This is a genomic window from Bacillus sp. FSL M8-0025 (genome assembly GCF_037975475.1).
Classification (GTDB): domain Bacteria; phylum Bacillota; class Bacilli; order Bacillales; family Bacillaceae; genus Bacillus; species Bacillus subtilis.
Map to the genome: position 1 here is coordinate 638,009 of NZ_CP150258.1, position 14,119 is coordinate 652,127.

The window sequence follows — 14,119 nt, forward strand, 5'->3', positions numbered from 1 at the left end:
CAGCAGAAAAGGCTGTTGAGCGTGTTGAAAAGCAGATAAAATGGGGGCAGTAACAGAGAAAACAAAAATGTATGCACTTACATTTTATTTTCTGAAGAAAGGAATTTGCCAAATGACTCACACAGTACCTCAAAACATGAAAGCGGCTGTTATGCACAACACAAGAGAGATCAAAATCGAAACAGTACCTGTGCCTGACATCAATCATGATGAAGTGTTGATTAAGGTGATGGCTGTCGGAATTTGCGGATCAGATCTGCATTACTATACAAATGGCCGAATCGGCAACTATGTAGTGGAAAAACCATTTATCCTTGGGCATGAATGTGCAGGAGAAATTGCCGCTGTCGGATCATCTGTCGATCAATTCAAGGTGGGAGACCGCGTCGCTGTAGAACCTGGTGTTACGTGCGGACGCTGTGAGGCGTGCAAAGAAGGACGCTATAATCTTTGCCCGGATGTAAAGTTTTTGGCTACACCGCCGGTAGACGGTGCGTTTGTCCAATATATTAAAATGCGTCAGGACTTTGTTTTTTTAATCCCAGACTCACTTTCTTATGAAGATGCTGCTTTGATCGAGCCGTTTTCTGTCGGCATCCATGCGGCGGCCAGAACGAAGCTACAGCCCGGATCAACGATTGCGATTATGGGGATGGGCCCTGTTGGGTTAATGGCTGTTGCCGCAGCTAAAGCATTTGGGGCAGGCACAATCATTGTCACCGACTTAGAGCCGCTGCGGTTAGAAGCTGCGAAAAAAATGGGAGCGACTCATATTATTAATATACGTGAACAGGATGCACTTGAAGAGATTAAAACGATCACGAATGATAGAGGCGTTGATGTTGCTTGGGAAACAGCAGGGAATCCAGCGGCATTGCAATCCGCACTGGCTTCTGTGCGCCGGGGCGGAAAATTGGCGATTGTCGGTTTGCCTTCACAGAACGAGATTCCGCTCAACGTGCCGTTTATTGCGGATAATGAGATTGATATTTACGGGATCTTCCGTTATGCCAATACGTATCCAAAGGGAATCGAATTTCTTGCTTCAGGCATTGTGGACACGAAGCATCTAGTAACGGACCAATATTCGCTGGAGCAGACGCAAGATGCGATGGAGCGAGCGCTTCAATTTAAGAATGAATGTTTAAAAGTGATGGTGTATCCAAATCGCTGAGTGAACAGGGAGGATCTTCGTATTCTCCCTCTTATTTACTGGAAATGAAAACGGATTCTTGGGGTGGGAAATCATGATTGAAACAGAAAAAGTAACGGCAATGAAAGTGAAGCATCAGTCAAAATCCAGTACCGGACTGTCTTGGTTTGAACGAATCGGCTATGGATTCGGCGATATGTCGTATAATATTATCTTTCAGTTTGTAAACGCATACTTATTATTTTATTATACAGACGTCGGCGGCATTCAGCCTGCGGTGATTGCAACTTTGTTTCTTGTTGTGCGTGTGCTGGATGCTATTTTTGACCCGATCATGGGATTGATTTTAGATAAAACGAATACAAGGTGGGGAAAAGCAAGGCCATATTTGCTGTGGGTGGCATTTCCTTTTGCGCTATTCACATTCTTATGTTTCACGACGCCTCATTTCGGTGAGACCGGAAATATGGTATATGCGTATGTCACTTATATTCTGCTTGGGATGTCCTTTAGTATGCAAACGATCCCGGTGAACAGCTTAACGGGGCGGATGACGAATTCGGTGGAGGAACGGACGGTTCTGACCACAACCCGGATGATTTTGGTGTATATCGGCATTCTTTTATCCATTTCCTGTGCGACACCGCTTGCAACTGCTATCGGAGGAGAGGATCAGGCGTTTGGATTTCAAATGACTGCGCTCATCTATGCGGCTGTCAGCATCGTTTTGAATCTATTTAGTTTCTTTACTGTACGGGAGCGAATTCAGCCTAAAAAGAGAAAAAAACAAGGGATCAAAAAGACATTATCCGTTTTATTCCAAAACAAACCCTTGCTCATGTTAATTTCATCATTTTTGGCTTTTGCGATCGGGTTTAATATTAAGCTCAGCACGATGGTGTATTATTTTACGTATAACGTAAACCATAAAGAGTTCGTGTTTATGGGCACCGTTTTATTTTTCGGGGCAGCGCTGATCAGCAATTTGTTTATTCCTTTCTTTTCTGAGAAGTGGGGCAGAAAACAAGTCATGATCATCACGGCAGCTCTATCGCTTATTTCTTATGCCGGCCTGCATTTTACGCCGTATTCTTCAATTCCACTCATTTTCATTTGGCTTTTCGCTTCAGGATTTTTCACAACGCCTTTAAATACGCTTGCTTGGGGAATGGTTGCGGATTGCGTCGATTATGCAGAATGGAAAACCGGAGTTCGCGCGGATGGTGTTGTGATTTCGAGCATGAGCTTTATTAATAAGTTGGGTGTTGCGTTAGCCGGGTCATTTTCGGCCATTTACTTAGGAATCGCCGGATATGTGGCGAATACAGACCAGACAGTTGCGTCATTGAATGCGATTAAAAATATGAATGCTTTGATTCCGGGATTTTTCATTTTGCTTTCTATTATTCTTATTGCCTTCTATCCTTTAACGGAAAAAAGATATAAACACATCATCTCTGAGCTGGAGCAAAGGTCTGCGAGATAAATAGATGTAAAATTTTTAATATTCAATGTTGTATTTATGGCAGAAAGTAATATACTGAGACTGTAATCTAGACTTTATAAATGAGTGTGATAATATGCGTAGTCATTCTGTAGTTTGTATTGGGGAATTGTTGATTGATTTCTTTTGTACCGATGTTGACGTTGATTTAATGGTAGGGCGCCAATTCCTGAAAAGTGCCGGCGGGGCACCGGCGAATGTGTCGGCAGCAATTGCTAAGCTGGGCGGAGACGCCGCTTTCAGCGGAAAAGTAGGAAAGGATCCGTTTGGGTATTTTCTGAAGCAAACATTGGACGCTGTACATGTCGATACCTCTATGCTGGTGATGGATGAGAAAGCGCCTACAACGCTTGCTTTTGTTTCATTAAAACAAAATGGAGAGCGTGACTTTGTTTTTAATAGAGGCGCGGACGCTTTGTTTACGCTGGAGGACATTGACCAGGAAAAACTAAACGAAGCGAAAATCCTTCATTTCGGCTCTGCGACGGCACTGTTATCGGATCCGTTTTGCTCAGCCTATTTACGGTTGATGTCGATTGCGAAAGACAATGGACAGTTTATTTCGTTTGACCCTAACTACCGTGAAGATTTATGGAGGGGAAGAGTCTCAGAGTTTGTAAGTGTTGCGAAAAAAGCGATCGCTGTAAGTGATTTTGTGAAAGTCAGTGACGAGGAGCTTGAGATTATCAGCGGTGTGAAGGATCATGAAAAGGGTGTTGCGATCCTTCATGAGATCGGAGCCAACATTGTCGCTGTGACACTTGGGAAAAGCGGAACGCTTCTTTCCAATGGAAAAGACCGTGAAATCATTCCAAGCATTCCGGTGACATCAATTGACTCAACAGGGGCGGGAGATGCTTTTGTCGGTGCGGCTTTATATCAATTGGCAAATACGGATCAGATTCAATCTGTAGATGCTGATTTTGTGAAACTGCGTAAGATTGTGGCGTTTGCCAATAAGGTCGGAGCTCTTGTCTGCACTAAAATTGGAGCGATTGATGCACTGCCAAGCATGGATGAGATTGAAGTTTCTTTGTAAATCATTGAAGATGTCTCTTGAAAGTCTTTGGACTTTTGGGGGCATCTTTTTTTATTACTTACATTTTTGTTCAGGTAAAAAGTTGTATATTTTTCGTTTGAAATGTCATTTTTTATTAAAAAAGTGAAACTTTTAACGATAATAAATAGTATATGTAACAAGGGTTACCGAATAGCTTTAGGAGGAACGATATGATGAGTATAATTGGAAGATTTAAAGATATTATGTCTGCGAATATCAATGCTTTATTGGACAAGGCTGAAAATCCGGAGAAAATGGCAGATCAATATTTAAGAAACATGAATAGCGATTTGGCTAAGGTTAAGGCAGAAACAGCAGCTGTTATGGCCGAGGAGCAGAGAGCAAAAAGAGAATATCACGAATGCCAGGCGGATATGGAAAAGATGGAAAGCTATGCAATGAAGGCGCTGCAAGCCGGGAATGAGGGCGATGCGAGAAAGTTCCTTGAAAGAAAAACATCTTTGGAATCAAAGCTTTCTGAGCTGCAGGCGGCGAATCAAATTGCTGCAACCAATGCCGCACAGATGCGAAAGATGCATGACAAATTGGTATCTGACATTGGAGAGCTGGAAGCACGCAAAAATATGATCAAGGCGAAGTGGGCAGTAGCGAAAACGCAAGAAAGAATGAACAAACTAGGCGCTTCTGTTTCAAGTACAAGCCAATCAATGTCTGCATTCGGCCGAATGGAGGACAAAGTAAATAAGGCACTTGATCAGGCCAATGCAATGGCTGAACTGAACAGCGCTCCGCAGGATGATATGGCTGATCTGACTGCAAAGTATGACACTGGCGGTTCAAGCCAGGTTGATGATGAACTTGCGGCGTTAAAAGCGAAAATGATGCTCGATAAGTAATACATAGGAGGCCGCAGCTTTCGGCTGCGGCGTCATTTTATCATAAAATGTGAGAGGGAACGGTAATGATAATATCTTATAAGTGTCCGAACTGCGGCAGTGATATGGCATTTGACAGTGAAACCGGCTCGTTATCCTGCAGCAGCTGCGGAAGACAGGACAATATTGAAAGCCTTCCGAAAGAAAACATTGCGGCACGGTTTTCTGATGATGAAGCAAAAGAATATCAATGTAAAAACTGCGGTGCCGTTTTGATCACGGAAGCTGAAACGACAGCAACGACGTGCAGCTTCTGCGGAGGTGCTGCAATACTTGCCGATCGTTTATCAGGACATTTGGCGCCGGCGAAGGTCATTCCATTTACAATCAGCAAGCAAGAAGCGGAGCAGGCATTTCGAAAGTGGTGCAAAAAAGGCCTTCTGACACCAAGAGGTTTCATGTCTGCTGATCGTATCAAAAGCATCACCGGCATGTATATTCCATTTTGGATGTTTGATTTAAATAGTGAAGTACAGGTGAGAGCAAACTGTACCAGAGTCCATCAATATGAAGAAGGGGATTATATTTGCACGGAAACAGAGCACTTTGAAGCGTTTCGTGATATCAATCTCGATTATTTGAAAATCCCTGTCGATGCCTCTGAAAAAATGAAAGACGAATTAATGGACAAATTGGAGCCTTATTCATACGAAGAGCTGAAGGACTTTCAAACGGCATATTTGGCCGGTTATATTGCGGAAAAGTACAATTATACCGATGAGGAGCTTTTTCCGAGGGCAAAAGAGAAAATCAGCAGTTATATAGATTCATACATCCATTCTACTTTTTCCGGATATACGTCAGTCAATGTGAGGGACAAACATATTCACACGAAAAACGTGAACAGCTTTTACGTTTTGCTTCCTGTTTGGATGGTCAGTTACGATTATGAAAGAGCGGAGCATATCTTTGCGATGAACGGGCAAACAGGAAAGGTCGTTGGAAAGCCGCCGATCAGTCGAGGAAAAGTGGCTGCATGGTTTAGCGGAATAGCAGGCGGGACATTTCTTGCGTTGAAGCTCGTCTCATTGATGATGGGAGGCGGATTTTGATGCGTGGATTTTTTGGGAAAGCGATCTTTGTTGTGCTGGCTGTTTTCATCATGATGCCTTTACTGGGTATCGAAGCGGTAAGAGCCTCTGAATTGCAGCAGCATGTGTACGATCGCGCTCATCTATTGTCAAAAGCGGAGATCGGAAAACTTGAATCTCTCTCGGCAAAGCTGGGTGCAAAGAGGGACACTGATTTCATCATTATTACGACCAAAAGCACAAACGGTGAAGATATTGCAGACTATACCGGCGATTTTTATGATCGTTACGGAAAAGGCAGTACAGCCATTCTGACGATTGATATGACAAACAGAGAAGTGTTTATCGCAGGCTTTAAAAAAGCCGAACAGTATTTGGACAACAGCAGGCTCAATAGCATCAGAAATACGATTTCATCTGATTTATCCAATGAAAATTATTTTGAAGCTTTTGAGACATATATTCAGCTTTCCTATAAAGATATGGGCATAAAACCGGGAGTAAACCCTGACAACATATTCTTTACATGGTGGTTTCAGCTGATTGCTGCCATCGCAGTCGGGGGAATTGCGGTTTCAATCATGCTTTATCATGCAGGCGGCAAAGTAACGGTTAATGGAAGTACATATATGGATCAGCGTACGTCTGATGTGATTGATCAATACGACACTTATATTAGAACGACTGTAACAAGAGAAAGAAAACCATCAGATAAAGACAGCGGCAGCGATGGCGGTGTTACGAAAGGCGGCACGTCATACAGTGGGAGCCGGGGCAGTTTTTAAATGTAAGAAATAGAGAAAGGGAGAGGCGTAATGTCGTTTTTCAGAAATCAATTAGCGAATGTAGTAGAGTGGGAAGAATTTAGAGATGATATGATTTTTTATAAATGGAACAATCGTGAAATCAAAAAAGGGAGCCGTTTAATCATTCGTCCCGGACAGGATGCTGTCTTTTTGAACAATGGGCGGGTTGAAGGAGTCTTTCAAGATGATGGCGATTATGATATTGAATCAGAAATTATTCCATTCCTTTCAACGTTAAAGGGCTTTAAGTTTGGCTTTAACAGCGGCATGCGAGCTGAGGTGCTGTTTGTCAATACGAAGGAATTTACCGTAAGATGGGGAACAAAACAGGCGATAAATATTCCGGCAGCGGGAATGCCAGGCGGGATGCCCATTCGCGCAAACGGCACATTTAATTTCAAGGTGCAGGACTATATCAGCCTGATTGATAAAATCGCTGGCGTGAAAGATCAATATTTTGTAGAGGATATTAAAACCCGTATCATTTCTATTCTGGATCAGCTTCTCATGAAGTGGATCACAAGAGAAGGGAAAGATATGTTTAATCTTCAAGCAAACGCTTTTGATATTGCCAAGGGAATTCAAGAGGACTTAGATATGCAATTAATAAGCGACGGGATGACGGTCACTGGTTTTCAAATCATGAGCTTTAATTATCCTCAAGAGGTTCAAGATATGATTACAAAGAACGCTTCCTACGGTATGGTTGGGGATGTGAACAGATACCAGCAAATATCAATGACGGATGGAATGGCATCCGGAAAGATGAGCGGAGGCGGAGCGGCTTCGGATATGGCTGGAATGATGATGGGAATGAATATGGCCAATCAGATGATGAACCAAATGAATCAAAATCAGCAGGCACAGTCATCAGGCCCACAGTCAACTGGCAGCGGAAGCAAACCGAATTTCTGTCCAAACTGCGGAACAAAAACGGGCGAAGCCAATTTTTGTCCGAATTGCGGCCAGAAGCTTGTATAAGAATCATACAGTGAAAAGTCCAGAGTGATGAGCGCTCGGGACTTTTTTATTTAGGAGAATAAGCGTTACCTATTGCTTGCTCCTGAACAGGCCATTTTCGAGCACCCGCTTGGATAATTCCCAGCAGCAATTGACGGCGTTCCTTTATTGAATTGACGGCAATTTGAAATGTTTGCTTTGATAAAGCCGGTATGCCTGATTGTTGAAGCTTTGAGATGTCTGGTTCCGGCGGCGCTTGTTCTGCAGGATGGATATAGGCAGTATGAACGGTATCCAGATAGTTTTTGATACTTGAGCGCGCTTCTTTGATATGAAGCTGATTCGGCTGATATTGTTCAGGAATTCCGTATTTGAAAATGGTTAGAGCTTCATCCAATACAGCAACAGCTATAATGGATGATTCCTGATGCTGCGTGCTGTGGTAAAAATGAAGGATGGGGAAGGCGTTATGCTGAGCGGTCAGCTTTCCCAGTTCTGATGAGGCAGCGACAAGAAGAAAATCAATGTCGTGAAAATCTTTGCCATTCCATGCATTATGGACGATTTCTGTTCCGTCATGCCCTAGACTTAATACACTTTGGGCAAAGGAGCGTTTTTGATTAACCGCACTCAAGACGGAAATCAAATACGTGACAGAAAACGTGATGGTAAGCAGTCCTTGAGCTGTTTCAATAATCGTGACAAGCTTCCATAGGCCTCCGTTCGGAGCGAGGTCGCCATTTCCTAATGTAAACATGACATAGCCGGCAAAATAAATTCGGTCTGGCCAGGAAGCCGGTTCTTTCGATTGAACTTCCATAAGTGAGTGAGGATCGCTCGAGAAAATCAACACCCATCCGCCCCAAAACAGACTGATCCATATCACTAATGTCAGGCATAACAGCAGAGGACCAGCCATACTTAGAACCTTTGCGTGGTCACCGCTGATTCTGCGGCAGCCCTTCCAAAGCCAGGCAGACAGGCATCTTGTGATCGGGCCTGCACCGCTCTCTAACCATAACGTGGTCCATAAAAAATCAATCATCCCCGCTGTCAATAATAAAAGGCCTGCAATGATATAACCCTCATTCATTTTGGTTGCCTCCCTTAAGTCAGCCTTCTTTTATTTTCTTCTCTATTTCCTTTTATCCTGAGTCTGAAACAATTGAGCGAATGTTTGATTTTACAGAGAAAAATAGGAGAAGTTAACCAACACTTACTCATTTATCGATATGAACAAAAAATCACAGGATTTTTGACTTGATTCACACATTTTCATGAAGAAAAACGTTCATTTTCCCCTTGAATTGGTGATTTTCCTTTTATAGAGTAAAAAATTTTCAGAAATTTATATTGACTGAAAGCGTTTTTATAATTATGATAATATCAGATGTAACAAAAATATAACTATCATATCACTACAATTGAACTATCAAGTGACTATTAAATGCCAAATTTACAAGGCTATGCACAAAGAAATGACCATTGCTCTTTTAGCGAGAAATGAAATCGCTTCCATTGGGACTGACATGCTAAGAAGAAGGGAAGGTTATGAGGTTATTGGATAAAAACATGAACAACTATTTTCTGAAGCCTGCTTACGAAATGTGAGGAAGGCAGCAGCCCTGGAATGAGTTTTTGACATACGCATTTTGAAAAAGACTGGGGGAAACAGTATGAATAAACAAGGCAATCAAATGTCATTTTTACGTACAATTATTTTAGTCTCCACTTTCGGCGGGCTTCTTTTTGGCTATGATACCGGTGTGCTCAATGGAGCTTTGCCGTATATGGGAGAGCCGGATCAGCTTAATCTCAATGCCTTCACAGAGGGTCTTGTCACCAGTTCACTTCTTTTTGGAGCGGCACTGGGTGCTGTGTTTGGCGGCAGGATGTCTGATTTTAACGGCCGCCGCAAAAATATTTTGTTCCTCGCTGTTATATTTTTTATTTCAACGATTGGGTGTACGTTTGCACCAAATGTTACGGTCATGATTATTTCCCGTTTTGTGCTCGGTATTGCGGTTGGGGGTGCATCCGTAACGGTGCCTGCCTATTTAGCAGAGATGTCTCCTGTGGAAAGCAGGGGACGGATGGTGACGCAGAACGAATTGATGATTGTATCAGGACAGCTTTTGGCCTTTGTTTTTAATGCGATCCTTGGAACAACAATGGGAGACAACTCCCATGTGTGGAGGTTTATGCTGGTCATTGCGTCACTTCCAGCCTTGTTCCTGTTTTTCGGCATGATCAGAATGCCCGAGAGTCCCCGCTGGCTTGTTTCTAAAGGAAGAAAAGAAGATGCTTTACGTGTATTGAAAAAAATCAGGGATGAAAAACGGGCAGCAGCTGAGCTGCAAGAAATTGAATTCGCTTTCAAAAAAGAAGATCAGCTTGAAAAAGCGACGTTTAAAGATCTTTCAGTCCCATGGGTGCGGCGTATTGTGTTTATTGGATTAGGGATTGCGATTGTACAGCAAATTACAGGTGTGAATTCGATTATGTATTATGGGACTGAAATTCTAAGAAATTCTGGTTTCCAAACGGAAGCCGCTTTAATCGGAAATATTGCGAATGGTGTGATTTCGGTATTGGCAACATTCGTCGGAATCTGGCTGCTGGGAAGAGTGGGGCGCCGGCCGATGCTGATGACAGGCTTGATCGGTACGACAACAGCGTTATTGCTAATCGGGATATTCTCACTTGTACTTGAAGGATCACCGGCACTTCCGTATGTAGTCCTGTCATTAACGGTCACATTTCTTGCTTTTCAGCAGGGCGCCATTTCACCAGTGACTTGGCTGATGCTATCTGAAATTTTCCCGCTTCGCCTTCGCGGACTGGGAATGGGTGTTACGGTATTCTGTCTGTGGATGGTGAATTTTGCAGTCAGTTTCACGTTTCCAATATTGCTGGCAGCCATCGGGCTGTCCACAACGTTCTTTATCTTCGTTGGATTAGGAATTTGCTCTGTCTTGTTTGTGAAGAGGTTTTTGCCGGAAACGAAAGGGCTTTCGCTTGAGCAGCTGGAGGAAAACTTCCGGGCTTATGATCACGGCGGGGCAAAGAAGGATTCTGGGACTGAAGTGATTGGATAATTAAAAAAAGAATCCGCACCTGAGTGCGGATTCTTTTTGGTTTCAAATTAGTTAGGTCTGACAAGGATTTTGACTTGGCTTTTCTCTTTAATAAGAGCCCCGAAGCCTTCCTCGATCAAATCATCTAGTACGATTTTTTTCGTTACGAGTTTGTCGGCTGAGAAATAGCCTTCTTTCATTAATGACAATACAGCCGGGAAGATGTCGCGGTATCCGATAATTCCTTTTACTGTACGTTCTTTGATTACGATATCGTTCGGATGGATTTCAGCACCTTTTTCCCAAATGCTGACGATGACGGTTTCACCGGCAATTGTAGTGGACTGGATGGCTTGTCGTAACACCACTGGGACACCAGTGACTTCGAATGCTACGTCAACACCGCCTCCTGTACGTTCTGCAATCTCAGCGACTACATCGTCTGTTTTAGACGGATCAACGATGATCGCGCCAAGCTCCTCAGCTTTTTGCTGGCGTTCAGGAGAAAGCTCAACAGCGTAAATATCAGTTGCACCGGCAGCCTTCAGCGCTTCAATGACAAGAAGTCCGATCGGGCCGCAGCCGAATACAGCCGCTTTGTCGCCTGCTTTGAGTTTGCTTGAGCGGACAGCGTATAGAGCAACTGCAGAAGGTTCAACGAGCGCGCCTTGTTCATATGATAATTCATCAGGAAGTTTGAACAAAAGCTCTTCATCCACAGAGACGTATTCAGAGAAACCGCCGCCTCCGCCGGCTAAGCCGAGGAATCCCATTTGTTCATCAAGGTTGTAGGCGCCTTGGTGGCCGTGTGTAGCAAAAATCGGCTCGACTACAACGCGGTCTCCAACCTTATAATTTTCAACGCCTTCTCCGACTTCGACAACTTCACCGGAGAATTCATGCCCCATTGTGACAGGTGCCGTTTCATTTGTTAATGGGTGCGGTTTGTCAACCGGAATAAAGATCGGGCCGCCAAGATATTCGTGTAAATCACTTCCGCAGATGCCGCACCATTTGACTTTGATCTTTACTTTTCCCGGCTCCGTTTTTGGCTCTTCGATATGTTCAATACGGATATCCTTTTGGTTATGCCATCTTGCTGCCTTCATGGATTACCACTCCTATAACTTTTGATGTGAGTAATTCCGCACCGGTCAATATGAACTGTTCACAAAATCGCCATTTTTAAAACCAAAAAAGAAATGAAATTTTTATATAATATAATCTACGTTTTTTTGAAAAAAGAAACTTTGAAGAAAAAAGGGTCTCGCACACTCTTTTTTCTTTATATGAGAGTATCAATCGTTTACATAGCTATGAATTTGGTTTGAACAATACGGTAATGGTTCGTTCATATTGAATGCGACAACTACTCTATCAATAATTATAACGCTAATACGGCTATTATAATAGGATAATCTTCCATGGTTTAATTTAGCAGAGGCAACTTTTTGACTTTGTAACATTACTGTAAGGATATTGAAATAAAAAATAGCTGGTTGATCGTGTATAATCTTCCTAGATGTTAACAAACAGGGGGACGAAATGTTGAAGAAAGTCATTTTAGCCGCTTTTATCTTAGTAGGAAGTACTTTGGGAGCTTTTAGTTTTTCATCAGATGCCAGTGCGAAACATGTGAACGGAAATATTACTTGGTATAATGGAGTCGGGAAAAAAGGCTCTTCAGGTAAGAAACTTGGACATTGGGATTGTGCGACCAAAATCGGATTTGATGTTCCTAGAAACGGGACAAAAATCAGAGCTTATGCAAAAGCGAAGCCTAAAAAGGTGATTACGGTTTATAAAAATGATGTTGGCAGAATGCCTAATGCAGTGCTGGATGTTAGCCCTAAAGCGTTTAAAGCGCTTGGATACCCATTAAGCAAAGGTAAAGTAGCGGGGCATTACAGCTATTAATGTACATATATAATCTGGAAAGCAAGAAGTCACATTCTTGCTTTTTCTATTGGTGGAGATAAAAGATGAAAAAAAGAATCATATTATTGTTAGTAGTGATAATAGCGGCAGCTGCCGCGGGGGTTGCGTTTTATGTTGCAAAGGATAAAGGCCATGAGAAGGCTGCTGATGTTTCAGTCAATACCGATAGCGGTGATGAGCTGCTGGTTTCAATTACAGATACGGATCTGCTGACAAAGTATTATGAAAATGACAAGGTGATCCATGAGGAGAAGCTGACCAGCTATCCGGCATTTGCCTTGGATCAAAAACAGCAGGTGCTCTATTATACGGGCAATAATGAACAGAATGAAATGAGGCTTTTTAAACTGGATCTAAAGTCTAATAAAAAGACGGTGCTTTATAAAGGCGCGGAGAGTGCGGACAGTTTGTTTTTATCAAAGGACCGTTCAACCATCTATTTCCGCTTAGGAAAAGCGGACGAAAGCAATTTTCGGATCGCCGCTTTTGATCTGAAAACGAAAAAGTACAAAAATCTTTATCCTGCCGCTAATGATCAGGATAACACCGTCAGCAGCTTCTTTTATAACCAAAAAAACGATTCATTTGCATTGCTTCATTATTCTGTAGAAGAAGACTACAAGAAAACAGATGAAGCAAACGAAAAGGGCATCGACCCTGAACCGACAACGATTCATTTTGCGGAAGGCCGCCAAAATAATTTTAATGAGCTGAAAAGCCTGAACCAATTTATCAGCGATATTGCTGTTTCTGATGATGATAAACGTATTTTATTCACATCATATACGCAAAAAGGAACGGAGCAAACCGCTTCTATTCAAATGCTCAATGCGGATACGAAAAAATATGAAGGCATCATCTCAAATCAAAAATCATTTAAGCTGTTAATTGACGCACAGCCTCAGTTTTCTAAGGATGGGAAGAACATTTATTTTCTTGCCGAAGCCAAGGGGGCTAAAAAGCTGAAGGACGAAACAGGGCGTGAAGCTAAGGTGCGGACGATTTATTCCTATAGCCTTGAAAATAAGACCTTCAAAAAAGTATGGGAAAATCCGAACGGCATCATCAACAGCTTTTCTGTGATTAACTAATAAAAACCACTCGGCTTGGGCTGAGTGGTTTTTTTAATGGATGAGGTGCAGGGCTAATGATCCGAGCCATTTAAAGATATGAATCAGAGGGACCGACAAAAACAGAAGTTCAACATAGAAGTTCATTGCAACATCCAGCTTTTTGAACGCAGCTCTTTTTTTCAAGTCTTTTTGCTGCTGGTTTGGGATCACGTTATCGCTCCTCTTATATCCATATTACACCATTAAAACAGACGAAAAAGCCCTAAACGTTTACAGTTTTGGGCTTCTTTCTTCGTATTTGGCCTCTTGCAATGAGAGGTTTTTATTCTGAAATATAGAATTTTGTCTCCGTTCGGGGTTTGTTTGCTTATTGCTTGCAGGAGTCTGCATTTGTTATAGGGAAGAACTAGCTTGTTTTCGTTTGGCTGTTGTTTTGGAGATTCACTAATGAACGGATGCCGTCGACCATTTTACTTCCGCACAAAGGGCACAATGGCGTATCACTGCTGGCGAAGTTTTTTCGGGTCCAGCCATTACAGTCTTCTTTTGTGCATTCCCAAGTACTCACATCTTCTTTTGGCAGCGGTTCTTGATTTCGTTTGTTATAGTAAGACATAAAGT

The 14,119-nt window shown here is 42.6% G+C and carries 14 protein-coding genes; 10 read left to right on the forward strand and 4 right to left on the reverse strand.

Features of this window, described 5'->3' with window-relative positions:
* Positions 1-112 precede the first annotated feature (112 nt).
* The 7 genes from gutB to MKX38_RS03380 all read left to right on the forward strand — a co-directional run bounded on the left by gutB (position 113) and on the right by MKX38_RS03380 (position 7,431).
* Entirely contained in the window at positions 113-1,174 is a 1,062-nt protein-coding gene (gutB, locus tag MKX38_RS03350; RefSeq protein ID WP_339188600.1) for a sorbitol dehydrogenase, read from the forward strand.
* Between the two features lie 73 nt (positions 1,175-1,247).
* Positions 1,248-2,639, forward strand: a complete 1,392-nt coding sequence (locus MKX38_RS03355; protein WP_033883848.1) for an MFS transporter — start codon at positions 1,248-1,250, stop codon at positions 2,637-2,639.
* 94 nt (positions 2,640-2,733) lie between these two features.
* A complete protein-coding gene (locus MKX38_RS03360) occupies positions 2,734-3,696 on the forward strand; it encodes a carbohydrate kinase (RefSeq protein ID WP_015252673.1) in 963 nt (320 codons plus the stop codon).
* Positions 3,697-3,890: 194 nt separating this feature from the next.
* Complete coding sequence (locus tag MKX38_RS03365) at positions 3,891-4,574, forward strand: PspA/IM30 family protein (RefSeq protein ID WP_015715426.1); 684 nt, start codon at positions 3,891-3,893, stop codon at positions 4,572-4,574.
* A 65-nt stretch (positions 4,575-4,639) separates the two neighbouring features.
* A complete protein-coding gene (locus tag MKX38_RS03370; protein WP_009966712.1) occupies positions 4,640-5,665 on the forward strand; it encodes a TFIIB-type zinc ribbon-containing protein in 1,026 nt (341 codons plus the stop codon).
* Complete coding sequence (locus tag MKX38_RS03375) at positions 5,665-6,429, forward strand: YgcG family protein (protein ID WP_003242723.1); 765 nt, start codon at positions 5,665-5,667, stop codon at positions 6,427-6,429. Before MKX38_RS03370 ends, MKX38_RS03375 begins: the two co-directional genes overlap by 1 nt.
* Positions 6,430-6,459: 30 nt before the next feature.
* Positions 6,460-7,431, forward strand: a complete 972-nt coding sequence (locus MKX38_RS03380) for an SPFH domain-containing protein (protein ID WP_003234032.1) — start codon at positions 6,460-6,462, stop codon at positions 7,429-7,431.
* A 46-nt stretch (positions 7,432-7,477) separates the two neighbouring features.
* On the opposite strand, the gene MKX38_RS03385 is transcribed toward MKX38_RS03380, so the two are convergent.
* Positions 7,478-8,503 carry a potassium channel family protein gene (locus MKX38_RS03385; protein ID WP_339188602.1) on the reverse strand — a complete coding sequence of 342 codons (1,026 nt, stop codon included), beginning with the start codon at positions 8,501-8,503 and terminating at the stop codon, positions 7,478-7,480.
* A 583-nt stretch (positions 8,504-9,086) separates the two neighbouring features.
* Here MKX38_RS03385 and iolT point away from each other — a divergent pair.
* Positions 9,087-10,508, forward strand: coding sequence for a myo-inositol transporter IolT (gene iolT, locus MKX38_RS03390; protein ID WP_086343527.1), 1,422 nt, complete (start codon positions 9,087-9,089; stop codon positions 10,506-10,508).
* 47 nt (positions 10,509-10,555) lie between these two features.
* Here iolT and bdhA read toward each other — a convergent pair whose 3' ends face one another.
* Entirely contained in the window at positions 10,556-11,596 is a 1,041-nt protein-coding gene (bdhA, locus tag MKX38_RS03395; RefSeq protein WP_003234015.1) for a (R,R)-butanediol dehydrogenase, read from the reverse strand.
* Positions 11,597-12,032: 436 nt separating this feature from the next.
* Here bdhA and walM point away from each other — a divergent pair, with 436 nt between their 5' ends.
* Together walM and MKX38_RS03405 are read left to right on the forward strand one after the other, a co-directional pair.
* Positions 12,033-12,404 carry a cell wall metabolism protein WalM gene (gene walM / locus MKX38_RS03400; RefSeq protein ID WP_003234013.1) on the forward strand — a complete coding sequence of 124 codons (372 nt, stop codon included), beginning with the start codon at positions 12,033-12,035 and terminating at the stop codon, positions 12,402-12,404.
* Positions 12,405-12,469: 65 nt separating this feature from the next.
* Positions 12,470-13,516 (forward strand): hypothetical protein, encoded by a 1,047-nt coding sequence (locus tag MKX38_RS03405; protein WP_326225817.1) that lies wholly within the window; start codon positions 12,470-12,472, stop codon positions 13,514-13,516.
* Between the two features lie 33 nt (positions 13,517-13,549).
* Here the strand turns inward: MKX38_RS03405 and MKX38_RS03410 are convergent, their stop codons facing one another.
* Both MKX38_RS03410 and MKX38_RS03415 read right to left on the reverse strand, forming a co-directional pair.
* Positions 13,550-13,708: a hypothetical protein gene (locus MKX38_RS03410; RefSeq protein WP_003234009.1), complete on the reverse strand. Its 159-nt coding sequence runs from the start codon at positions 13,706-13,708 to the stop codon at positions 13,550-13,552.
* Positions 13,709-13,904: 196 nt separating this feature from the next.
* On the reverse strand, positions 13,905-14,114 hold the full coding sequence (locus MKX38_RS03415; protein ID WP_003234008.1) for a cold-shock protein: 210 nt from the start codon (positions 14,112-14,114) through the stop codon (positions 13,905-13,907).
* Positions 14,115-14,119 lie beyond the last annotated feature (5 nt).